Source organism: Actinomyces urinae, from assembly GCF_900119695.1.
GTDB classification, from domain to species: Bacteria; Actinomycetota; Actinomycetes; order Actinomycetales; family Actinomycetaceae; genus Gleimia; species Gleimia urinae.
In genome coordinates this window covers 524453-546816 of record NZ_LT632547.1, presented here as the reverse complement: position 1 = coordinate 546816, position 22364 = coordinate 524453, and the positions used below count along the sequence as shown (strand labels likewise).

The following is a 22364-nucleotide window of genomic DNA, read 5'->3' as shown; positions in this document are numbered from 1 at the left end:
CTCGTAACTTAGGTGCCACCTATTTCATATACCGCAAAGATGATACCCGCTCGGGGATAAACCTGCTTTTTTGTAGTGTTTGCACGCCCTTAAGGTTGGTCACAAGTGCATTTTAGATACGGCAACGTAGGCAAAATTGTGGCACTGTATTGGGTATGAGAGTTTTGGTCAGTATTAAGCATGTCCCCGATGTCATGTCTGAACGCCGGATTGAAAATGGGCGGTTGGTTCGTGGTGAGGACGACACTCTAAATGAGCTTGATGAAAATGCGATCGAGGCGGCCGTAGCTGCTGTAGAAGAACTTGGTGGCGAGGTCATTGTTGTGACCATGGGGCCAGAGGATGCCGAGGATTCGGCGATGCTCGCACTGCAAAAAGGTGCGGATCGCGCGATTGTTGTAACTGATGATCGTCTGGCTGGTTCTGATGCGATTGGCACTGCGCAAGTTCTTGCGGCTGTGGCCCACAAGCTTGCACAGGAGGAGCCGATTGACCTCTTTATTACGGGTATGGCCAGCTTGGATGGTATGACGTCGATGGTTCCAGCGGCTGTGGCTGCTGGTTTGGGCTGGCCCTATATTTCGCTTGCGTCTGAGCTTTCGATTGCAGAGGATGCCGTGCAGGCTGTTCGCTACGCGGATGGTTTCACGGACACGTTGCGCTGTGCTTTGCCCGCTGTGGTTTCGGTGACGGACCAGGTAAATGAGCCGCGTTTCCCCAACTTCAAGGACATGCGTGCGGCGCGGAAGAAGCCGTTGGATTTGTGGTCGCTTGACGATATTGAGGATGTAGCTGATCCGAATGAAATGGTGATCGGCAAGCAGGGTGCGGGCACGATGGTGCTGGAGGCCAGTGAACAGTCCGAGCGCGCGGCCGGCGAGGTTGTGTCTGGCGTAGGTGGCGGCCTAAAGCTGGCCGAGTACATTGAGAAGGTGTTGAAGTAGTGGAGAAGATTTCAGCTCCGATCCTGGTGATCACGGATCATACGGGGAACATCGATGATGGTTTTGTGCTGACCGAGCCGTCCAAGCAGTTGCTTACGTTGGCGGGTTCGCTCACTTCTGGTCGTATTGACGCTATTGCTCTTAATCCTGCTCCGCAGGTGTCTGAGCTTGGTAAGTATGGCGTGGCGCGCGTCTTTACTCCTGATTTGGAGGGCTTTTCGCCGCGTGTAGCAGCGGTTGTGACGGATGCGGCGTTCGAGGTGGCGCGCCAGGAGGCCCAGTACGCTGCGGTGCTAAACGTTTCGAATTATCGCGGTCGGGAAGTAGCGGCAGGTCTAGCGGTTCGCTTGGGTTCGGGCGCGGTTGTAGACGTGACTTCTTGCGGCATTGTGGATGGTCAGATTGAGGCGCAAAAGAGCGTCCTGGCCGGCACATGGTCCACAAAGTTCAAGGTCACACGGGGCACTCCGGTTATCGGTCTGCGCCCGTCCGCGGTGGAGGCTCAGGAGGTTGACGAGCCCGCGGAACCGGAAATTGTTCCGATCAAGGTCGCGTACTCCCGGCCTGCTGTTGGCGTTGAGGTTGTGGATTCGATTGAGGAGGGCGGCCAGGGTCGTGTGTCTTTGACGGAGGCTCCGGTTGTGGTGTGCGGCGGTCGCGGCACAGATGGTGATTTCTCGCTGGTGAATGAGCTTGCGGATGTGCTTGGCGCGGCGGTGGGTTCCACCCGCGTGGCGGCGGATGAGGGGTGGATCGATCGTTCCACTCAGATTGGTCAAACGGGCGTGAGCGTTGCGCCTAACTTGTACATCGGCCTTGGCGTGTCCGGAGCAGTGCATCACGCGTGCGGTATCCAGGCGTCCCGCCATATCGTGGCGGTATGTGATGATCCGGATGCCCCGATTTTCGAGATCGCCGATTTCGGTGTTGTGGGTGACATTAATGAGGTTGTGCCGGAGGCGCTTGCCGCTCTGAGGCAGAAGGGTCTGTAGACGCGTATGAAGGTTATTGCGGCGCTTTCCGGTGGTGTCGATTCGGCCGTTGCTGCCGCGCGTGCGGTAGACGCGGGCTATGACGTCACCGGCGTGCACATGGCTTTGAAAACCGAGGGGGATAGCTGCGCTGGCTCGCGCGGTTGTGCTAACCCTCAAGATCGTGCGGATGCGGCAAGGACGTGCGAGTTGCTGGGGATCCCGTTCGAGGTTTGGGATCTAGCTGACGAGTTTGAAGAGAACGTGATTTCAGACTTCGTCGAGCAATATCGCATTGGCCGCACACCTAACCCATGCGTGCGTTGCAACGAGTTTGTGAAGTTCCGTGAGCTTACGGTGCGTGCCCGCGAGAGGGGCTACGACGCGGTTGTGACGGGCCACTATGCGCGTGCGGAGAAGCACGGCGATCACTATGAATTGCTACGAGCGCGGGACGTGTCAAAGGATCAGTCTTACGTTCTTGCCGTAATGGGAGAAGAAGAGATCTCGCGCGTCATTTTCCCCTTGGGAGATATGCCGTCCAAGGCAGCAGTGAGGGCGGAGGCGCAGGCACGCGGCCTGGAAGTGTCTAATAAGCCGGACTCGTTTGATATTTGCTTCATCCCCGATGGTGATACACAGGGCTTCTTGCGCCGTCGCCTTGGTGAATCCACGGGAGAGATCGTGGATACGGAAGGCAACGTTCTGGGCGAGCATCGCGGCTACTTCGAGTACACGGTTGGCCAGCGTAAGGGGCTTGGTATTGACCGGCCGGCTGCGGATGGGCGTCCGCGTTACGTTTTGGGAACGCGTCCGGACGCAAATCAGGTAGTGGTGGGCCCGTCTGAGTTGCTAAGTGTAGACGTTGTTATCACTACTGATTTGACGTGGGATGCTAACGACGATGAGGGCGACGTGCGCACAGCCCAAGCGCAGCCCCTCGGCATGGATGATGACGAATGTCTGTACGCGCAGATGCGCGCGCATGGCAGGCCCGCTCCAATTCAGAAGTTGGAGCGTTTTGAAGACGGGTTGCGGGTGACGCTCGCAGAGTCAGCGCGCGGCATTGCGCCGGGGCAGACATTGGTGCTCTACCGCGGCAATCGGGTGCTTGCGCAGTCGATTATTGATGGAACACAGCGCCTGGATAGGCCCGCTGTGGCAGCCGGCTAACGAGCGCCTCGCGCGGCTGAAATGCCGCGCTTTGAGCGACGCGATGGGAAGACCAAGCTGCGGGGTGTAGATCACGCCGGCTTGATTTGACGAGTCTGGCCTCACGCCTGGTATGCTTTTTCCTGTTGCCCGAGTGGCGGAATTGGTAGACGCGCCAGATTTAGGTTCTGGTGTCCTAGCGACGTGGGGGTTCAAGTCCCTTCTCGGGCACGTTTCAGCCCCGGCTTATGGCCGGGGCTTTTCGTCTCCCCGGCACCTTGTAACAGGGTATCCGCCCAACCATGTAGCCTGTGTGGGTAGAAGTTGCTGCGAATGGGGGGAGTTACGTGGAACACGTCGTTTTTAAGCCGGAAGATGAAGCGCCGGTTGATGCCTATAAGCTCGCAATGAGTTTAGTTGTGCCACGCCCTATCGCGTGGGTGGCAACGTTTAACGAGGATGGGTCTGCAAACCTCGCCCCGTACGCACTGTTTTCTGTGGTTTGTACGGATCCTTTGATGTTCCAGTTCACTTCGCGCGCACCGAAGGATTCCTATCGCAATGCCAAGCGCGAGGGGGCGTTCACGGTGCATATTGCCAGCGTGGATGACCAGCCCAAGGTTGCGGCGACGTCCAAGGAGCTCCCGGCCGGCGTATCCGAGGCGGATGCGGTGGGGATGACGTGGAAGAAGGCCCCGAACGTGAACGCTCCGATGCTGGATGACGTGCGCGTCGCAGTTGAGTGCGAGGTCCATTCGTTCGTAGAGGTAGAAACGGCGATTCTCACGATTGGCAAGGTGAAGGCGATCCATACGGACAGCCAAATTATGGCCGAGGATGGCATGGTTGATTTTGCGAAGTTGAACCCGCTGTCTAAGCTGGGCCGGGCCCAGTGGGGACGTACTGAGGATTTCGTATAGCGGCCAGATCTGGCTTTCAACGCGCTGGTTGTGCTGGCTTTGTGCACAATGGAGGCATGACACGTTTTGAGGTGGGCCAGTTGGCCCCAGATTTTGAACTTGATTCGACCGAAGGCACAATCAGCCTGTACGACCAGCTTGAAAAGGCCGCAAAGGGCGTAGTCGTCTATTTTTATCCGCGCGCTTCCACGCCGGGCTGCACCACGCAGGCCTGTGATTTTCGCGATAGCCTGTCTTCTTTGAAGTCTTGTGGTTACACGGTGATTGGCGTAAGCCCAGACAAGATGCCGGCCTTAGAGAAGTTTCGCGATAACCAGGGCTTGAATTTCCCGTTGGCGTCGGATCCACAGAAGAGAGTCATGGAGCCGTGGGGCGCATTTGGAGAGAAGAAGAACTACGGCGAGCTAGTGCGTGGTGTAATCCGTTCCACCGTGGTGATTGGCAAGGACAAGAAGGTTACCCACGCGATGTATAACGTTCGCGCGAAGGGCCACGTGGCTCGTCTGCGCAGCGAACTCGGATGCGAATAGTTTGTTTTGCGAGTTACCGGGCTACCTAGCGGTGCTTTCGGGCTAGGAGTTCGGCAACCCGCACCGCACTTCGCACTTCGCGCCCCTGCTGCAACCATTGGGCAGGGGAGAGCCCCTCTAGCTCCGGGTGTGCGGATACGAACCAGCGGCCAATCTCAACGGTGCTGATGGCTCCATCGAGACGGCCAAGAACCTCGGGCAGGCCGTTCACGATTTGGAAATTAGAAGTGAGCTGCCACGTGGGGTACATCCACGATCCGCTACCTTCGCGGACGCCAAAAATGCGGCACTCTTTCACGGCTTTGTTTACGGCTTGACGCGATATTCCCATCCAGTCCACGAGGTCTGCGGTGGAGCACACGGGGCCGACCGCGTCGGTAATCAATTTGTGGGGCCCGGTAAGAGATTTTACGAGGCGAGTTACTTGTTCGATGACCTCATCGTTAATGTGGGTTTTCTTTCGCGAGGCTAGTTGCGCACGAACGGCGATAATCAGGCGTTCTTCATCGGATGTTAAACGGCGCACCATGATTGCTCTCAGTGAAGACGGAAATGATGATGGGGATATGTAAAGTGCGCCGTGAGGGAATCGAACCCCCAACCCGCTGGTTAAGAGCCAGCTGCTCTGCCAATTGAGCTAACGGCGCATGTTGCCAAGAACGCTCTTGAATACAACTCGAAAAGCATAACACTGGCGGAGCTGAAAATACAAACCCGCGAAGTGCGATCTTGGGAACACTTCAAAATGAGAAAACATGCAAAATAGTTCAGAATATGGACTCGGAAGATTCGAAGAATAAGATGAAGCGGTTAGGTTTGACGGGTTTGAATGGGTTATTTTATGCCCGTCAAGTTGGATATAATCGCTTCGTCGTTAGTGTTTTCTGCGATGAGTTGAAGGGAAGCTGTGTTGAGGCAGGGTGAAAACAGGTTAGAAACAGCAACTACAACTTTTATGGGACTTAACTGGGATTCCGGTGAAAAGTTCTGGTGGCGAGGATTCGATTCAGAAAAGATTGCCACTATTCTTGCTGTGTTGGCCTTTGTTTTCATCACTGCCGTGTGGGGCTCCACGTTCTTCCTGATTAAAGATCTCGTGAGCGCTGTTCCGCCGCTGGATTTTCTTGGAACGCGTTTCGTTATTGCCGCAATTGTGGTAATGGCGGTGCGTTATCGTGCCCTGAAGAAGGTCTCGAAGGACCTTTGGGGCAAGGGGATGTTGCTTGGAACGATATTTATGCTTGGCCAGTTGTTCCAGGTGGTTGGTCTGCAGTACACGGACGCCTCTGTGTCTGGATTTATTACCGGCATGTATGTGGTTCTTACTCCCATCGTTTTGATGCTGATGTTTGGGGTTCAGATCGCTCGGGCAACCTGGGTGTGCATTGCGATCGCCACGGGTGGTTTGATGGTGCTGACGCTGGATGGTTTAGCGGTTGGCTTTGGTGAGCTTTTGACGTTGCTTGGCGCTCTCATGTTTACGCTCCATATCGTGGTGTTAGGGCACTGGACCAGCAAGGAAAACGCGCTAGATCTTACGGTGATACAACTGGTCAGTATGGGCGGCCTCGGGTTCCTATTTGCTCTTCCCGGCGGTGTTACTTTGCCTTCTACTGCGGGACAGTGGGCCTCGCTGCTCTATATGGCGTTTGTGGCAAGCTTACTTGCGTTGTTCTTGCAAACCTGGGCGCAGGCGCATATTAATCCAACTTCAACCGCGATTATTTTCACGTTGGAACCGTTGTTTGCGGCAGCTTTCGCAGTTGCATTTGGCGGCGAGAGCCTAACCTTTAGGTTAATCTTGGGCGGAACTCTGATTGTGGCGGCCATGGTTGGAGCTGAACTTTTGCCACTACGCATCCAGCGCAGACGTGAGGTTGCGCTGGTAGCGGCGTAGCCGGTTAAGGGCGGAAGTTTAGGTTCACTGCGCTGGCGATATTCTCGGTATGCATATGTGCAGCTTCTAGAGATTGATCTCGACATGTTCTCCCAGAAACTTGCTTGTGATCTTCGCACAGGTTGCTCCTGCTCCGTCGAGGAAAGCAGTTTCAAGAGCGAGTAGAGGCGCTGGTTCGTAGATGTGGAGTTGTTCGGCTTCCGCTTCGTTAGACAAGGCTGCCCGAATGGTCTGCGACGTTGTTATCTCTCGTTGGGGTTCCCAATGGTCGCTCAGGAGCAGATCGCTGAGGTTTTGGGATAAATCGAATCCGAGGATGCCGGGAAAGACATCGCCTCTAATAATCCCTACCTCGATGCCGACGAGTTTTGTGTGGTTTTCGTCCAGGTAGTGGGAGCGCTGTATGCGCGCAATAAAAGGCTCTTCGGTGGTGTTCAAGAGCTTACGTTCACTTTCGTCCGCCTTTTGCAGCGCCGCGGAGACGAGTTTGGGGTATGTGGGGAGCGCGGCCGTAGCGTTCCAACTGTTCTCCGCGGTCACAGGGGCCTTGGCGAGTGTCGCTTTACGCTCTGTTACGAAGGTGCCCCGTCCCGGAATGCCCACCGTGAGGCCGTCTTGATTAAGTAGCATGAGTGCGCGCCGGACGGTCATCGGGGAAACATTGAAGGAAGAGGCGAGCTTGACTTCGCTGTCCAATCGCTCGCCAGGGTTCATCTTTGCGACGCGCTCCAATAGGGCGTCGTAGACCTTCGCGTATTTTGGTTCCATTAGGAGGCCTCCGATAAATCAGTGCTTGACAGTCAGTATATAGCGCCCTAGGGTGGTTTGTGTAACCCTAGGGCGCTGTCGCTCTTTGTTTCTCGATTAAGGAACTCTGATGGCTAATCATGGAATATCTTTTTCGGTATCCGGCCGCGAGGTTAAGGGCGTTATTGTCGCTTTGCACGGCGTGACAGATAACGCCGCTTCTTTGTCCGACATAGCTCAACATTGGAAAGACGAGTGGAAAATCTACTTGCTTGACACTCTCGGACATGGTTTATCGCGACATTTTCTTGATGCAGAACTGGCTGATCCTTTCAAAGCGATCGTGGCGGAAATCCGCTCAGTTGTTGTGGAAGCGGCCCGGCACAGCACGAGTCGCAAGGTTGTGCTGGTAGGGCACTCGCTTGGCGGGGCAGTTGCTTCCGTGATCGCTCGTGATGTTCCAGAAATTGTCCAGGCATTGGTGCTTGAGGACCCTGCACTCTTAACGGATGAGCAGTGGGAGCTGTACCGTAACGCTGCAGAGGGGCTGGTCAAGCGTCAGGAATTGGTCACAGAGCACGTCGGTGAGGCGATCACTGAACTCATGAAGGTGTATACGGCATGGCCGGCCTCAGAATATGGTGCGTGGGCGCAGGGGAAGACGCAGGTAGATCGCCGCTTCGTTGCTACCGGCGTCGTTGGGATGCGTGGTCGCGAGGTGCTTAAGGAGCTCACGGTTCCCACGCTTGTGGTTACGGGAGATAAAGATGATGTGCTCTTCGGCAAAGAGGGGCTTTCTGAGCTTGAGCACCTGGGGAACTCTCAGATCAGCTCGGTGCTGATTTCTGACGCTTCACATACTGTTCGCAGGGATCAACCGGAAGAGTTTTATAGCCTTGTGGAGGCATTTTTCGAGCGTTACGCAAAGCCCGAGCCTCTACCTGAGCCATACATCACTCCTGAATTACGAGAAGTTATTGAAGCTACCCCAGAGCAAAATGCCGAGGACTATCTTTCAGTGCGTCAACGCGGCGAAGAGCTTTTGTCTGATGTTAGTCCTGCTGAAGGCGTTGAAGTTGATGAGGTCGTGCTCGGTGGCGGGGAACAGGCTGATGATGAGAATTTCGTGTTGCGGTGTCTGAAACGTCCGGGTAATCCGCGATCTGTTGTTTTGTCCATTCATGGTGGTGGATATATAGGCGGGGCTGCTCGCTACGATGATGCGCGTAACAGCGACTTGATCGACGTGTTTGGCGGTGCGGTGGTTGCCAGCCCAGACTATCGTTTGGCTCCAGAGCATCCGTGGCCGGCCGCGGCGCTGGATTGCCTCCGTTCTATGCGCTATCTTGCGCAAACTTATCCGGGATTGCCGTTCTACGTTTACGGCGACTCGGCCGGATCTGGATTGGCTCAGCAGGCGATAGCACTGGGGGCGCAAACGGGAGAATTCGAGGGTGTCGATCGAATAGTTTTGCTTGAGCCGTGCCTGGAACCGGGCATGGTTACCAAGTCTTTCGACACTTACCAGGATGGTCCAATTTGGACACGTGCTGCTTCAACGGCAGCGTGGCGTCACTACCTGGGCGATCCGGGTGCTGTTCCGCCCTACGTGCCTTCTCGGGAAGTGGCCGCGAAGATGCCTCCGGCTCTTATCGTGGTCAATCCTGTTGATCCTCTTCGGGATGAAGGCATACGTTTTGCGCAGGATTTAGCCGATGCCGGCGTTCCGGTGGAATTGCACATGTTCGCGGGCACTATTCACGGGGCACTTTCCATCCCAGGCACCCTTACGTGGGCGCGAGTTAAGGAAACAATCCGTTCATTTCTTGCCGCACCAATTAGCTCACACTCAAGTCTTTGAAAGGAACTCTAATGAGTAACAATAATAGGCTCCTGCAGATTGCTGGAGCGGCCGCACTAGGCGGCTTCCTATTCGGCTTTGACGTAGCCGTTATTAATGGAGCGATCGGATCCGTCTCGGGAGCCGACACCGGTTTCGCTCTAGCGTCGTGGCAGACGGGCTTGGTTGTCTCAATCGTGAGCTTGGGCGCTGCAGTTGGTGCCGCCATCGCGGGCGGAATTGCGAACCGAATCGGGCGTGTCAAAGTCATGGTTACCGCAGCCGTTCTTTTCGCTATCTCTGCTCTAATGAGTGGTTTGTCATTTAGCTTCGAAGCATTGACGTGGTGGCGCCTATTGGGCGGCCTGGGTGTAGGTATCTCGGCTGTGATCGCACCTGCATACATTGCTGAAATCGCGCCGGCAGATAAGCGCGGAAGGCTTGGAACGCTACAGCAGCTTGCAATCGCGTTCGGCATCTTTGGCGCTTTCATTACGAACTTCATCTTGGTTAAAGTGACAGGTTCGGCGGATGCTGTAGCTTGGTTTGGGCTCCATACCTGGAGATGGATGTTCATCAGCGAGCTCATTCCTGCTTTGCTGTACGGCTTCTTTGTCCTTTCGCTGCCGGAATCTCCGCGTTATCTCGTATCAATCGGAGAGGAAGAACGCGCGGAAAAGATCATCGCTTCGGTTGGTTCAGATTCGGACCCCAAGGGACGTATTGCTGAAATTCGATCTTCCCTTTCGGGTCACCGTCCGAGGTTTGCTGACCTACGTGACGACAAGTACGGCCTACGTCCCGTAGTTTGGATCGCGCTCGCTTTTGCGTTCCTAATCCAGATGGCTGGAATCAATAACGTTCTGCTCTACGCGACGGATCTGTGGACGACTGTTGGATTCGCTGGAAATCTCTCTGTCTTTATTCCTGTGCTTACATCAGTTATCGGTATCGTTATGACCCTAATTGGCATGGCGGTGATTGACCGGATCGGACGTCGCCCACTCTTGTTGTGGGGAGCGGTTGGCATGTTCGTTTCCATGCTCGTGGCTGCTATCACCTTCACTCAGGGAACCACCACCGACACGGGCGCACTCAACCTCACAGGTGCTTGGGCATTCATTGCCCTTGTCAGTGTTCACCTCGTTTACATCATTTTCTGTGGAACCTGGGGCGTCGTCCTCTGGGTGTTCCTGGGAGAGATCTTCCCGAACCAGATCCGAACCGCTGGCTTGGGACTGGCAACTGCAGGAAACTGGATTGGTGGAACGCTGATCACCTTCCTGTTCCCGGTCACCAAGGAATACATCGGCCTATCAGGCACTTACTTCTCGTATGCAGTCGTGGGCGCGATTTTGATCTGGTTGGTTGTTAAACATATTCCAGAAACGAAGGGTGTTGAACTCGAAGACATGACCTACAATTTGAAGTAGCACATGGCTTTGTAGTGTTGAGCGATTATCTGGGCCGGTCTTAGCATTTTGCGAAGATCGGCCCAGATCAGTTTGCGCAACGGGCAGTAAAAAACCCCGACCAGAGTCGGGGAAATCTGGTGCGCCGTGAGGGAATCGAACCCCCAACCCGCTGGTTAAGAGCCAGCTGCTCTGCCAATTGAGCTAACGGCGCCTGCAGATAAAAACCTTACGCGTTTCTGGATAAGACTGCAAAATCCGCCAATGCGGTTTTAGACACACCAGCGTTTGGTACAAAAGAAGCGAGGGGAGCGCCTTATCTCGTAGTATTTGGGAGTCGAGGTAAGGAAATCACGTGGACAAAACGGTTGTTAAAGATTCCGTTCCGGTTGGCTTCATAAATACTGCTGTAGTTGTCTTTGGTGCAGCAATGGGATTGCTCGCTTCCCTAGGGCTACTTGAAACGGAGCTGGGTCACTTGCGAGATCCAGACGGTGCGCTGGGGTGTGACCTGAACTCGCTGATCAGTTGCGGCAGTTCCCTCATGTCGCCGCAGGCCCACCTGCTCACCGTGCCCAATTCTGCGCTCGGAATCGCGGCATTTGGCGGGTTGGTTGCAGTCGGCGCGGCAATGCTACTAGGCACTCGCCTGAGCAAACCGGCAGCAACGCTACTGGGCTTAGGATCGGTTGGCGGCCTTGTTTTTGTGGGCTACTTCCTCTACCAGTCGGCAACAAATTTCTCTGCGCTGTGCCCGTACTGCATGGTGGTGTGGTCGGCAACGATTATCGTGAGTGCGGTACTCATCCCCGCAGCTTTGACCGCTTTCGAGGGCACGCGTGCGGCGGGCAAAACTATGCTGCGCTACTCGTGGGCAACCATCGTATGCTTGCACCTAGTGGTGTTTATCGTGGTGCTGTTTACCATGACTGAACAGATCGGAGGCCTCCTGTGACCGGCAAGCGTGAGTTGTCAACCGTTCGGGAAGACTACCTGCGGGCTGTTTATTCGGTAGAGGAGTGGGACGATGAGGGCGTTAGCGTAACTGAACTAGCTGCGATTATGGAGGTCGTGCCTTCCACGGCCTCGGAGAATGTGCGCAAGCTGAGGGATGCAGGCCTGTTGGATCACCAGCCGTATCAAAAGGTGAGGCTCACGGAAGCGGGGCGCAAAGAAGCCATTGAGATGGTGCGCCGTCACCGTATTTTGGAATCTTTCTTGTATAAGTCCCTCGGCTATTCCTGGGACGAGTTGCATTTTGAAGCGCACGACCTCGAACACGCGGTTTCTGACCGGTTTATAGACAAGCTTGATGAGGCTTTGGGCTTCCCACGTTTTGACCCGCACGGTGATCCGATTCCAGGCAAGGACGGCTCGGTGCACAGGTGCTCGTGTTTCACTTTGCGCGGGGCGCCACTGGATGAGGTCATGCAGATTGTGCGTATTCGCGATGGGGAGCCCGAAGTGTTGCGCTACTTTGAAAAACGCGACATCTTGCCCGGAGCCAAGCTGCGCGTAGTCGAGCGCGCGGATGTTGCCGGGCAGGTAACCGTGGAGCTGAACGGTGCTCGGATTGATATTTCCACGGCCCTGGCCGCGCGTATCAAAGTGACGCCAGAAAACGTCGAATCGGTCTAAAAGGTTTGAAACAGTTCGGCCGGTCAGGAATATCCCGACCGGCCGAATCGCTTGGATTGGCTAAGGTTTAGGCAAGTTCTGCGCTGTCAATGCGCGGGGGAACATTGCTTCCGTATCCGAGGGCGCGAAGAGCCTCGCGCAGGGCTTCGGTGCTCTCGGTCAGTTCCTCATCCGTCGCCGGCTTCGCGTTTGCCGGGTTCATGTCTGCCTCGCTTCGCAGGGGAACTACATGCAGGTGCGTGTGGGGAACTTCAAAGCCGAGGATGGACAGGCCGGCCCGCTCGGCGCCAAACGCCTTCTTCTGCGCTTGCCCAATCCGTTTGGCTACGTTGAACAGGTGCGCGGCGGTCTCGTCGGAGAGGGAAGTCCACTCGCTGATCGGTTCGCGTGGAACCACTAGGGCGTGGCCTGGGCGGACCGGGGAGATGTCAGCAAAAACCACGCAAGTTTCGTCGGCATAGATGAACTTGCCGGGAATGTCACCGGCAATTATTTTTTCAAAAATGGTCATGTCTCCATTGTGGTACAAGATCACCCATTTTTCGCCCCACCCGATTCTAAAGAACCCCCATTAGTGGGGTAGTGTAAATGTCAGATTGACAGATGGAATGAGGTCAAATTGAGCATGGAAACCGCAGGGGATAATCCTTACCGCTACGACGCGGCGCTCGCGGCCAAAATTGAGGCCCGCTGGCAGCAGTACTGGCAAGAAAATCAGACGTTCGCCGCTGATAACCGGGAAGGCGATCTTGAAGGTCCGCTAGCCAAGAAGGAAAAGTTCTATCTGCTAGACATGTTCCCGTACCCGTCGGGTGCAGGTCTGCATGTGGGCCACCCCCTCGGCTACATCGCCACGGACACGGTTGCGCGCTACAAGCGCATGCAAGATCTAAACGTGTTGTACACGCTGGGCTTCGACGCGTTTGGTTTGCCTGCTGAGCAGTACGCCGTGCAGACGGGTCAGCACCCGCGGATCACCACCGAGAACAACATTACGAACATGCGCCGCCAGCTCGCCCGTATCGGCCTGTCGCATGACAAGCGTCGTTCGATCTCCACAACCGATGATGAGTTTGTGCGCTGGACGCAGTGGATCTTCTTGCAGATTTACAACTCGTGGTATGACCCGCAGGCTAAGCGTCGCGATGGCAAGGTAGGTTCGGCTCGCCCCATTAGTGAGCTCGTTGCAGAGTTCGAGTCCGGCAAACGCGAAACGCCGCACAAGCCGTGGGTGCAGATGAGCGAGGGGGAGCGCAGCGACCTTCTGGACGAGTATCGCCTGGCGTACGTCGCGTACTCGCCGGTGAACTGGTGCCCGGGCCTCGGAACTGTTTTGGCAGATGAAGAGGTAACTGCTGATGGCCGCTCCGAGCGCGGCAACTACCCGGTTTTCAAGTCGCGTCTGCGGCAGTGGATGATGCGTATCACCGCTTACGCTGATCGCTTGGCGGAGGACTTGGACACGGTTGATTGGCCCCACAAGGTGGTGGCGCAGCAGCGTAACTGGATTGGTCGTTCCACCGGCGCAACCGTACATTTTGAGGTTGAGGAAGGTCAGGTTACTGAATCCACCCAGCTGACGGTGTTCACCACGCGCCCCGATACGTTGTTTGGTGCAACTTTCATGGTGGTTGCTCCCGAGCATGAGCTGGTGGGCGGCGAAGACACGCCGGCGCAAGAACTTACGGTTCCAAGCCAGTGGCCAGCAGGCACGCGCGAAGAATGGACGGGCGGATATGCCTCCCCGCGCGAGGCTGTGGCGGCTTACCGTTCGTGGGCGAAGTCCCGCACCGATGATGAGCGCCTTGCGGAAGGTACTGAAAAGACGGGTGTGTTCACCGGTATTTTTGGTACCAACCCGGTTAATGGAAATAAGGTCCCGGTGTTTGTTGCGGACTACGTCTTGATGGGTTACGGCACGGGCGCGATTATGGCTGTGCCGGCCCATGATGATCGTGACTTTGCGTTCGCGCAGCGTTTCAACATTGATGTGGTGACCACAATCCAACCGGATGAGGATTTTGACGGTGAGGGCGCTTGGACTGGCGACGGTCTGATTGTGAACTCACAAAACGATGAAATCTCACTCAACGGCCTGAACAAGGCCGACGCAATCGCGCGGATCACGAACTGGCTGGAAGAAAAGGGCGTTGGCCACTCGACGGTTACATACCGCCTGCGTGACTGGTTGTTCTCTCGCCAACGCTACTGGGGTGAACCCTTCCCGGTTGTGTATGACGAGGATGGGCGCGTGCATGCTCTTCCAGAGTCGATGCTGCCGGTGCAGCTGCCGGAGTTGGATAACTTCCAGCCCCGCACTTTCGATCCTGATGATGCCGATACCACGCCGGAGGCAGCGCTTTCGCGCGCAACGGATTGGATTGAGGTGGAGCTGGACCTCGGTGATGGTTTGAAGAAGTACCATCGCGATACGAACACGATGCCAAACTGGGCGGGTTCGTCTTGGTACGAGCTTCGCTACACGGATCCAAATAACACCTACTATGCTTCGTCCGAGGCCAACGAGGCCTACTGGATGGGCCCGAAGGACAAGGGCGAGTCGGGAGGCGCTGACCTATACATTGGCGGCGTGGAGCACGCGGTGCTTCACCTGCTGTACGCACGCTTTTGGCACAAGGTTCTGTTCGATTTGGGCCACGTGTCCTCCTCGGAACCGTTCCATAAGCTGTTTAACCAGGGTTACATCCAGGCTTACGCTTTCAAGGATGCCCGCGGTGAGTACGTGCCGGCCGATGAGGTCGAGGGCGATGAGGAAACCGGTTGGACTTATAAGGGCCGCGAGGTGTTCCGCGAGTACGGCAAGATGGGCAAGTCGCTAAAGAACATCGTGACGCCCGATGACATGTGTGAAGAGTACGGTGCGGACACGTTCCGAATGTACGAAATGTCTATGGGACCCCTCGAGGTGTCGCGCCCGTGGGATACGCGCGCGGTGGTGGGCTCCTATCGCTTCTTGCAGCGCCTTTGGCGCAACGTGGTTGATGAGGAAACCGGTGCGGTTACCGTGACGGACGAGCCAGCCGACCTCGAAACGAAGAAGCTGGTTGCCCGCACCATTGCGGACGTTACCGAAGAGTACGAGAACATGCGGATGAACACCGCGGCTGCTCGCATGATCGTCCTCAATAATCACTTGACGGGCATTGATCGCGTGCCGCGCGAAGCTATTGAACCGCTGGTGCTGATGGCTTCGCCGCTCGCCCCGCACATCGCGGAGGAGCTGTGGAACAAGCTGGGGCATGAGGGCACGCTTGCGCGCGAGCCGTTCCCGGTTGTGGAGGACGAGTCGCTACTTGAAGAAGAGAAGGTGACTTGCGTTGTCCAGATTGCGGGCAAGGTGAGGGCACGTCTTGAGGTGGCGCCGTCGATCAGCGCTGAGGAGCTAGAGAAGTTGGCTTTGGAAACTGAAGCCGCAGTTAAGGCTCTGGATGGCCGTGATCCGCTGAAGGTGATTGTGCGGGCTCCAAAGCTCGTAAGTATCGTACTTCCGAAGTAAAGATCCGCGTCCCGGTGCCATGTTGCCCGGGGCGCGGTATCTTATAAGCAACCAGTTAGGGGGAGCCGTGAGTAATATCGAGTTCGTTGAAATCCAGGCCGGGGAATCTACCGCAACATTTTGCACGCGCGGGGGGCTTATCACCTCGTGGGTGGTGCCCGCGGGTGAGCGGCGTTTCGATGTGATTGACGGCTATCAAAACGCCGAAGAGGTTGAGGAAAGAAACGGTGCTCGCTCGGCGCTGTTGGCCCCGTGGTCTAACCGTATTAGAGACGCGAAGTATTCCTGGCAGGGAGCTAGCTTTGACCTCGGCCCCGATAAGGACGGGGTGCGTGAGGGGTTGCACGGCTTGTTCCTGGATCGCACTTTTGAGGTGACTGGTACGGGCCCGGGATGGATCACGATGTCAGCCGAAGTTCGGCAGGACGAGCTTGCAAACTCGTTTGAAGATGGCGTGGCCTATCCCTGCCCGGTGAGCCTGCAGGTGCGCTACGAGATCGCGCAAACGCCCGCTGGCTGCCAGCTGAATATGCGTCTTGCGGCAACTAACCGTGGAACCACGCCCGCTCCGATTGGGCTCGGCTGGCACCCGTACGTGCGTTACGACGGTGGGCGCGAGGGCGCTTACCTCACCATGCAGGCGCGCACGGAGGTCATGACCAATGACGCTCTTATTCCGTTCGAGGGAGACGAGGCATTCTCTCCGGCTCCAACATTCGACCCGAACAAGGGAGTGTTGGTGCTCGATTACCTCAGCGGCATGGACAAGGCGTTTACTGACCTAACTGTTAGCACCGGTGGTGAAGCTACATCGGTAGCCACCTTGCATCACCCGAGCGGCGCAACTACGCAACTGAAAGCGGCGGTTTCCGGATCAGGTGCGCGCGGTTTTGGTATCTTCCATCTGTTCACTGGTGAGGCGCTAAAGCACCGTCAGTGTGAGGCTCTTGCCTTGGAGTACTGCCAGTTCATGACCAACGCTTACAACCGGCCCGAGTTTGCCAAAGAGCTACTCGTCGAGCCGAACAAGTCCGCGGTCATGAATGTAAGTCTGATCCACACGCCCCATCAAAAATAGCGTAGGCGTTTGGGCGTAGTGCGTTGTTGTCAAACTGGCCGGCAATGGGCTCGCCGCACCCCTGTAATACTTCACTGCCGCGAGGTAACGAAGCGTCAGAAATGTTCAGCACAACCGTGATCGCCTGGTCGCCGTTGTAGCTGACAAAGCGCATCACCTCGTTCTCCAGGTGAACAACCTTGGTTCGCGCATGCCACAGCCAAGGGCGTTGGCGCCGCATCGCGCATAGTGAGGCGTACCAGTGGAAGAAGCGTTGCGCTCGCGGGTCTTGCATTGCCTGCTCGGGGGAGTCAGGTAGTGGCTGACGGATTGCGTCATCGCCGCCCAGGCGTTCCTCTTTACGGCCGGTGAATCCCATTTCGTCCCCGTAGTAAATGGAAGGCACCCCGCCCACACTGAACAAGATGGCAGCCGCCACGCCAACCTGCTCCTCGTTCTCGAGCTGGGTGGCAATGCGTGTGACGTCGTGGTTTCCAATGAAGGTTTGGGGAACGAACATATCGAGCAGGTCATTGTGGCGTCCTAGCGTCCAATCCAGCTCGTAGAAGTTCGCGTCATTTAACGCGGACCAGGTGGCTTTCCACAGCTCATATTCGGTAAGTGAATCCCATCCTGATTCGCTAACCATCTCCGCATATTCGCCGTGGATGACTTCGGCCACGATCCATGCGTCTTCGTGACGGCTTCGCACTTTTGGCAAAATGTCGGTCCAAACACTCGGAGCCATGGCGTATGCGGCGTCTAGCCTCCACCCGTCGGCGCCTTGGTCTAGCCAGTGGTTCATCACGTTCGTAATGGCTTCACGCACCCTCGGATTGGCATGATTTAGTGTGGCGAGGCCGGTGTGGCCCTCAAAGCAGTGGTAGGAGGGCAGTTCTCCCTCGGTCCACCCCTCCCAGTTGGGCAGGAGCATTTGTGCGTCCTCGGATGGACCATGGCGCAGTCCCTCAACCAGAGGATGGCGCGAGCCAACGTGGTTGAATACCCCGTCCAGCACGATTTTCACCCCGCGTGCATGGGCGGCCTCCACAAGGGATTTGAAGTCCGCAAGCGTGCCTAGGCGCGGGTCAATGCGGTAGTAGTCGATCGTGTCGTATCCGTGCGAGTAGGAGTGGAAGATGGGGCCCAAAGACAACACGTTCGCGCCGATTCTAACCGCGTGATCCAGCCAGGGCTCAAGGTCGCGTAGTGTGCGCGGCGGCTGGTAATCCTGCCCCTCAACTTCCGGATTTATGGCCGGTGCGCCGAGAGCACCGAGGGGAAATACCTGCCACAAAATTGCGCTACCACTAAAACTACTCATGTCTTAATCATCTCATTTTGTGCTCCCGTTTGAGCCGGGCTGATCCCCTTGATATCAATGTGTCATGCCTGAAGGACACGTTTTGCATCGTCTTGCCCGCCGCTTTTCCCACGACTTTGCGGGCCAAAGCTTGGTGGTCGAGTCTCCGCAGGGGCGTTTCGAGGCCGGTGCAAACCTGGTGAATGGGAGCGAACTGGTTGGTGCGCACGCACACGGCAAACACCTCTTTTTAGAGTTTGAGGGGGAGCGCTTCGTCCATATCCACTTGGGGCTTTACGGCAAGTGGCGTTTTCGCGAGGTAGATGGAAACCTACCTGCCCCTATTGGTCAGGTGCGGCTGCGCATTGCGTCTGCCGGTGAGGTTGCGGATCTGGCCGGACCTAACCGCTGCGCATTGGTCTCAGCAGACGAGGTTGAGGGGGTTATTGCCCGCCTGGGCCCGGACCCGCTCGATCCCACGCCAAACGCACGCAGCCAGTTCATTGCTAACGTGCGCGGGCGCAAGCGAGACATTGGGGAGCTGGTGATGGACCAGTCGGTAATCGCCGGGCCGGGGAATATTTATCGCGCCGAGTCACTGTTTCGCGTGGGAATTTCCCCATTTCGCAAGGGCATAAACACTTCGGTAAAGCGAATCGGTCAGCTGTGGGATGACCTCGTGATCCTCATGGAAGATGGCGCAGACACGGGCGTTATAACCACGGTTGATCCCCGCGATGCGCCAAACCCGCCGTTGGAGGCAGATCCAGAAGCCTCGCGCTTCTACGTCTATCACCGCACGGGCAGGCCGTGCTTGCGCTGCGCGGCGCCCGTGCAAGAAAAGCGCGTGGCTACCAGGCGCCTGTTCTGGTGCCCCTCCTGCCAGCGGTAGGAGCGTGAGTCACGCCCGGCGTTTAGGCCTCTTGGAATCCTAAGTAGTCGTAGAGCCGGGCAGCGCTCGCGGCCTCGCGCATGTCCAGTTGCAAGCACATGTCTTCGTATCCGGCAGCGGCCACGCGTCCAGCGGCCTCACCGATGAGGGCGGTTGCGATGCCTCGTCCGCGATAGTCGGGGTGGACCATCAGGTCAAGAATGTATGGACTCTTATCGGCATCGTCCCAAGGCGTCCCGATTGTCACGAAGATCGCGCCAATAAGGTCACCATCGGCCCACGCGCCGATGAATGAATTGTCGAGGGGAGTGCCAAACTCTCCGCCAAAGCACATGCGCATCTGGTCGATTGACTCGTACAGGCTTTCCGCGGTCTCCGGCAGGTCATATGCAACCACATTGAGGGCTGCGAGGGCCGGAATGTCGTAGCGGGTAATGGTCGCTAGCTCAATTCCGGCCGGGCGTGCAAAGTCGGTCAGCGACTTCAGTCTGGCATTAAGTGTGAGCTGTGACATATCTATACTTTAGTTCCGTTTGCGATATTTTTGGGTCAAAACCACCCGGGCAACACAAACGCGCACCCAAAAAGTTATGGGTGCGCGTTTGATCAGTGGCGTAAAAGTGGAGTCGCTCAGATGTATAGTGTGGGATCCACAATCAGGTCGGCTTCGCGCGACTGGTCGCAAATCGGCTGGTTGTGCGCCGGGATTCCAACCGCTACGTGTTCGGTTGGAACCTCGCGTACTACAACCGCATTCGCACCAATCTTGCTGTGATCGCCGATCCTGATAGGGCCAAGCACCTTTGCACCCGCCCCAATCATCACGTTTGACCCCACGGTTGGGTGGCGCTTGCCCTTAACCATGGCCACGCCGCCCAGGGTAACTCCGTGGAAGATCACCACGTCTTCACCAACACTCGTGGTCTCGCCAATCACTACGCCCGTGCCGTGGTCAATGAATACACGGCGGCCAATACGCGCGCCGGGGTGAATATCGATGCCGGTGAAGGACCTGGTGATCGACGAGAGTACGCGAGCGGGTAAGCGCGCGCCCGACCTCCACATCTTGTGCGCTACTCGGTGTGACCACATGGCATGGACACCGGGGTAGGCCAATGCAACCTCCAGGTTGGACCTCGCGGCCGGATCGCGCTGGCGCGCTGTTTCCAGGTCTTCGCGCAAGAGGGAGGACAGGGACGCTTTCTTAGACATGGCTCCTACTTATTAATATCCGCCCACAGGGGAGTGGAGAGGTAGCGCTCGCCCGTGTCAGGCAGAACCGTGACAATAGTTTTGCCTGCAAACTCGGGGCGTTTTGCAACCTCGAGGGCCGCCCAAAGCGCAGCACCAGCGGAGATTCCTACAAATAGGCCCTCCTCGCTGGCTGCGCGGCGAGCGGTCTTCAAGGCGTCCTCGGTTTTCACCGTTACGACCTCGTCAACCACGCTGCGGTCAAGGTTGTCCGGCACAAAGTTCGCGCCGATGCCCTGAATGCCGTGCGGGCCAGCAGTGCCCTCGGTAAGTAGGGGGGATTCGGCCGGCTCAACCGCAATGGCCTTGAGGTTCGGGTTCTGCTTCTTAAGCGCGCGCGCAACGCCAGAGATCGTGCCGCCCGTTCCCACACCGGCTACAACCACGTCAACGTTACCGTCCGTGTCAGCCCAAATCTCGGGCCCGGTGGTCTCTTCGTGTATTTGTACGTTGGCGGGGTTGGAGAACTGGGAGGCAAGAATCGAACCGGGTCGCTCCGCAACGATCTTCTTCGCGGCTTCTACCGCGCCTGCCATGCCGGCCTTCGGGTCGGTGAGCACGAGCTCAGCGCCAAATGCGCGCATCAGCTTCTTCCGCTCGTCGCTCATTGAGGAGGGCATCGCGATGACTACCTTATATCCACGCGCAGCGCCAACCATGGCAAGTGCGATACCGGTGTTTCCCGAGGTTGCTTCAACGATTGTACCGCAAGGAGTGAGTTCCCCCGACTTCTCAGCGGCATCTACGATTGCCACGCCGATGCGGTCTTTAACTGACGATCCCGGGTTGAAGTATTCCAGTTTTGCGAGAACTGTTGCGCCTTCCTCGGCCATACGGTTAATGCGAACGAGGGGAGTGCGTCCTACGGTTTCAGTGACATTGTTGGCAATGTTAGCCATGTGAAATCTCCTGTGTGTCTGTCTTCTAAAGTTTCAAATTCGTGAACTCAAGCTGGGTGCCGGCGCCGTCGGTTTCCGGGCAGACGGGCACCCTAAAGACACTGCGTGCACATAAAGGTGCTAGAAAGTCGCGTAAAAACAATTTTCATAATGGTCACGTGCCCATAATAGTGGTGCTACTACTACGCGTCGACTTCAACGGTTGTTGACTCGATCGCACGCGGAGTTATTTCTCCACCCGAAAGCTCGGCAACCAGGCTCGTAAACTCACTTTCGCGCGCGGGTTCTAGGGCGCTGGTGATCGTCGCGAACTGTCCGTATGTTACGTCTGTGATGTTGAACCCACGGGCGCGCAGATCTGCTTCGATGCGCCCCGCATAGGCGTGCGGGGCGTCCAGTTCGAACCGGAGCACGTCCTTAAATTCAACAATTTGGGCAAGCTTTAGCGCTTCCGAGACGGAGGAGGAGTACGCCCGAATCAGGCCGCCCGCGCCCAGCAGCACGCCGCCAAAGTAGCGGGTCACAACCGCGGTTACGCCCACCAGATTCTCGCGCAGGAACACCTCGAGCATGGGAGCGCCAGCCGTTCCAGAGGGTTCGCCGTCGTCGTTCGAGTGCCCGATTTCGTTTGCGCCTTCAGGTTTGACCACAAAAGCAGAGCAGTTGTGCGTAGCGTCAGGGAACTCCTCGCGAATACTGGCAATGAAAGCGCGTGCATCTTCTTCAGTAGCTGTCTGTGCCAAAGTGGTGATGAACTCAGACCGCTGGATTTCTAACCGGTTGCGAACCCAGGTTCCCGTTTTAACGCCGCGCATATGCCCTCCTTACCGCCTATTGTATGCAGGGCGTTGGAGGTAGCTGGCAACGCGGCAGAGCCCAACTCGAAATGCGCGAGATGGCGCACGTTCTTTGGTGGCTGGGGGCGAATTTGCTAAGCTAGAACAGTTGCCAACGCGCCTATCACGCGAATCACACTGTTTACAGTGGTGTTTTAGGCGCGATTCGTGGCAAAGTGTACCTTGGTAATTGATCGATTCTTTTTGATTGTGAAGGAGCGGGCGGGCTATGGCAGTACCTAAGCGCAAGATGTCCCGGTCGAACACTCGCACTCGCCGGTCGTCGTGGAAGGCTAAGCTCCCTGAGCTTCAGACTATCCGTGTGCAGGGCCGCGAAGTCCGAGTGCCTCGTCACCTTGTAAAGGCTTACAAGGCTGGTGCCATCGAGATTGAGGACTAGTCTTAGATAGTTAAAGAACGAGCCTGGGTTTTCCCAGGCTCGTTTTGTTTCCCTATTTTGATTTGCACCCCCGACAGGATTCGAACCTGCGACCAATTGCTTAGAAGGCAACTGCTCTATCCACTGAGCTACGGAGGCTCTGGGCGCTTTCGCGCCTG

22 protein-coding genes and 4 tRNA genes are annotated in these 22364 nt (G+C 56.6%); 15 read left to right on the top strand and 11 right to left on the bottom strand.

Going from position 1 to position 22364, the window contains the following annotated elements; translation table 11 throughout:
- The first annotated feature begins 155 nt into the window (after positions 1 to 155).
- The 6 genes from BQ7114_RS03775 to BQ7114_RS03750 all read left to right on the top strand — a co-directional run bounded on the left by BQ7114_RS03775 (position 156) and on the right by BQ7114_RS03750 (position 4517).
- On the top strand, positions 156 to 944 hold the full coding sequence (locus BQ7114_RS03775; protein ID WP_072342132.1) for an electron transfer flavoprotein subunit beta/FixA family protein: 789 nt from the start codon (positions 156 to 158) through the stop codon (positions 942 to 944).
- A complete protein-coding gene (locus BQ7114_RS03770) occupies positions 944 to 1936 on the top strand; it encodes an electron transfer flavoprotein subunit alpha/FixB family protein (RefSeq protein ID WP_072342130.1) in 993 nt (330 codons plus the stop codon). The genes BQ7114_RS03775 and BQ7114_RS03770 overlap by 1 nt, the downstream gene beginning before the upstream one ends.
- Positions 1937 to 1942: 6 nt before the next feature.
- On the top strand, positions 1943 to 3088 hold the full coding sequence (gene mnmA / locus BQ7114_RS03765; protein ID WP_072342127.1) for a tRNA 2-thiouridine(34) synthase MnmA: 1146 nt from the start codon (positions 1943 to 1945) through the stop codon (positions 3086 to 3088).
- Between the two features lie 127 nt (positions 3089 to 3215).
- Positions 3216 to 3298 (top strand) — tRNA-Leu (locus BQ7114_RS03760).
- 116 nt (positions 3299 to 3414) lie between these two features.
- The gene (locus BQ7114_RS03755; RefSeq protein ID WP_072342124.1) at positions 3415 to 3987 is read left to right on the top strand and encodes a flavin reductase family protein; all 573 of its coding nucleotides are present in this window, start codon (positions 3415 to 3417) and stop codon (positions 3985 to 3987) included.
- A gap of 56 nt (positions 3988 to 4043) precedes the next feature.
- A complete protein-coding gene (locus BQ7114_RS03750; RefSeq protein WP_072342121.1) occupies positions 4044 to 4517 on the top strand; it encodes a peroxiredoxin in 474 nt (157 codons plus the stop codon).
- Between the two features lie 25 nt (positions 4518 to 4542).
- On the opposite strand, the gene BQ7114_RS03745 is transcribed toward BQ7114_RS03750, so the two are convergent.
- Both BQ7114_RS03745 and BQ7114_RS03740 read right to left on the bottom strand, forming a co-directional pair.
- Positions 4543 to 5046, bottom strand: a complete 504-nt coding sequence (locus tag BQ7114_RS03745; protein WP_072342118.1) for a hypothetical protein — start codon at positions 5044 to 5046, stop codon at positions 4543 to 4545.
- A 45-nt stretch (positions 5047 to 5091) separates the two neighbouring features.
- Positions 5092 to 5164: transfer RNA gene (locus tag BQ7114_RS03740), tRNA-Lys, on the bottom strand.
- Between the two features lie 308 nt (positions 5165 to 5472).
- Here BQ7114_RS03740 and BQ7114_RS03735 point away from each other — a divergent pair.
- Positions 5473 to 6414 (top strand): DMT family transporter, encoded by a 942-nt coding sequence (locus BQ7114_RS03735; protein ID WP_230205956.1) that lies wholly within the window; start codon positions 5473 to 5475, stop codon positions 6412 to 6414.
- Positions 6415 to 6480: 66 nt separating this feature from the next.
- Here BQ7114_RS03735 and BQ7114_RS03730 read toward each other — a convergent pair whose 3' ends face one another.
- The gene (locus tag BQ7114_RS03730; RefSeq protein ID WP_072342115.1) at positions 6481 to 7182 is read right to left on the bottom strand and encodes a GntR family transcriptional regulator; all 702 of its coding nucleotides are present in this window, start codon (positions 7180 to 7182) and stop codon (positions 6481 to 6483) included.
- 109 nt (positions 7183 to 7291) lie between these two features.
- On the opposite strand from BQ7114_RS03730, the gene BQ7114_RS09085 reads away from it, so the two are divergent.
- Complete coding sequence (locus BQ7114_RS09085; protein WP_072342111.1) at positions 7292 to 9022, top strand: alpha/beta fold hydrolase; 1731 nt, start codon at positions 7292 to 7294, stop codon at positions 9020 to 9022.
- Positions 9023 to 9033: 11 nt separating this feature from the next.
- Positions 9034 to 10434: a sugar porter family MFS transporter gene (locus BQ7114_RS03720; protein ID WP_072342108.1), complete on the top strand. Its 1401-nt coding sequence runs from the start codon at positions 9034 to 9036 to the stop codon at positions 10432 to 10434.
- 117 nt (positions 10435 to 10551) lie between these two features.
- On the opposite strand, the gene BQ7114_RS03715 is transcribed toward BQ7114_RS03720, so the two are convergent.
- A tRNA-Lys gene (locus BQ7114_RS03715) sits at positions 10552 to 10627 on the bottom strand.
- Between the two features lie 141 nt (positions 10628 to 10768).
- Here BQ7114_RS03715 and BQ7114_RS03710 point away from each other — a divergent pair.
- Both BQ7114_RS03710 and BQ7114_RS03705 read left to right on the top strand, forming a co-directional pair.
- The gene (locus BQ7114_RS03710) at positions 10769 to 11368 is read left to right on the top strand and encodes a vitamin K epoxide reductase family protein (protein ID WP_072342105.1); all 600 of its coding nucleotides are present in this window, start codon (positions 10769 to 10771) and stop codon (positions 11366 to 11368) included.
- A complete protein-coding gene (locus tag BQ7114_RS03705) occupies positions 11365 to 12051 on the top strand; it encodes a metal-dependent transcriptional regulator (protein WP_072342102.1) in 687 nt (228 codons plus the stop codon). The genes BQ7114_RS03710 and BQ7114_RS03705 overlap by 4 nt, the downstream gene beginning before the upstream one ends.
- A gap of 67 nt (positions 12052 to 12118) precedes the next feature.
- Here the strand turns inward: BQ7114_RS03705 and BQ7114_RS03700 are convergent, their stop codons facing one another.
- The gene (locus tag BQ7114_RS03700; RefSeq protein WP_072342099.1) at positions 12119 to 12562 is read right to left on the bottom strand and encodes an HIT family protein; all 444 of its coding nucleotides are present in this window, start codon (positions 12560 to 12562) and stop codon (positions 12119 to 12121) included.
- Positions 12563 to 12676: 114 nt separating this feature from the next.
- Between BQ7114_RS03700 and BQ7114_RS03695 the strand changes: the two genes are divergently transcribed.
- Both BQ7114_RS03695 and BQ7114_RS03690 read left to right on the top strand, forming a co-directional pair.
- Positions 12677 to 15568, top strand: a complete 2892-nt coding sequence (locus BQ7114_RS03695) for a leucine--tRNA ligase (RefSeq protein WP_072342096.1) — start codon at positions 12677 to 12679, stop codon at positions 15566 to 15568.
- Positions 15569 to 15635: 67 nt separating this feature from the next.
- A complete protein-coding gene (locus BQ7114_RS03690) occupies positions 15636 to 16646 on the top strand; it encodes an aldose 1-epimerase (RefSeq protein WP_072342093.1) in 1011 nt (336 codons plus the stop codon).
- On the opposite strand, the gene BQ7114_RS03685 is transcribed toward BQ7114_RS03690, so the two are convergent.
- Positions 16606 to 17949, bottom strand: coding sequence for an alpha-amylase family glycosyl hydrolase (locus tag BQ7114_RS03685; RefSeq protein ID WP_072342090.1), 1344 nt, complete (start codon positions 17947 to 17949; stop codon positions 16606 to 16608). The two genes, BQ7114_RS03690 and BQ7114_RS03685, sit on opposite strands and share 41 nt — an antisense overlap.
- A 64-nt stretch (positions 17950 to 18013) precedes the next feature.
- On the opposite strand from BQ7114_RS03685, the gene BQ7114_RS03680 reads away from it, so the two are divergent.
- Positions 18014 to 18820 carry an Fpg/Nei family DNA glycosylase gene (locus BQ7114_RS03680; RefSeq protein ID WP_072342087.1) on the top strand — a complete coding sequence of 269 codons (807 nt, stop codon included), beginning with the start codon at positions 18014 to 18016 and terminating at the stop codon, positions 18818 to 18820.
- Positions 18821 to 18842: 22 nt separating this feature from the next.
- Here BQ7114_RS03680 and BQ7114_RS03675 read toward each other — a convergent pair whose 3' ends face one another.
- From BQ7114_RS03675 to BQ7114_RS03660, 4 genes are all read right to left on the bottom strand, one after another.
- Positions 18843 to 19334 (bottom strand): GNAT family N-acetyltransferase, encoded by a 492-nt coding sequence (locus BQ7114_RS03675; RefSeq protein WP_034508325.1) that lies wholly within the window; start codon positions 19332 to 19334, stop codon positions 18843 to 18845.
- A gap of 116 nt (positions 19335 to 19450) precedes the next feature.
- A complete protein-coding gene (cysE, locus tag BQ7114_RS03670) occupies positions 19451 to 20032 on the bottom strand; it encodes a serine O-acetyltransferase (protein WP_072342084.1) in 582 nt (193 codons plus the stop codon).
- A 5-nt stretch (positions 20033 to 20037) separates the two neighbouring features.
- Positions 20038 to 20970: a cysteine synthase A gene (gene cysK, locus BQ7114_RS03665; protein ID WP_072342081.1), complete on the bottom strand. Its 933-nt coding sequence runs from the start codon at positions 20968 to 20970 to the stop codon at positions 20038 to 20040.
- A gap of 182 nt (positions 20971 to 21152) precedes the next feature.
- Complete coding sequence (locus BQ7114_RS03660) at positions 21153 to 21785, bottom strand: YigZ family protein (RefSeq protein WP_072342078.1); 633 nt, start codon at positions 21783 to 21785, stop codon at positions 21153 to 21155.
- A 250-nt stretch (positions 21786 to 22035) separates the two neighbouring features.
- Between BQ7114_RS03660 and rpmF the strand changes: the two genes are divergently transcribed.
- Positions 22036 to 22206 (top strand): 50S ribosomal protein L32, encoded by a 171-nt coding sequence (gene rpmF / locus BQ7114_RS03655; RefSeq protein WP_016443825.1) that lies wholly within the window; start codon positions 22036 to 22038, stop codon positions 22204 to 22206.
- Between the two features lie 65 nt (positions 22207 to 22271).
- Here rpmF and BQ7114_RS03650 read toward each other — a convergent pair.
- Positions 22272 to 22344, bottom strand: a tRNA-Arg gene (locus BQ7114_RS03650).
- Positions 22345 to 22364: the final 20 nt, after the last annotated feature.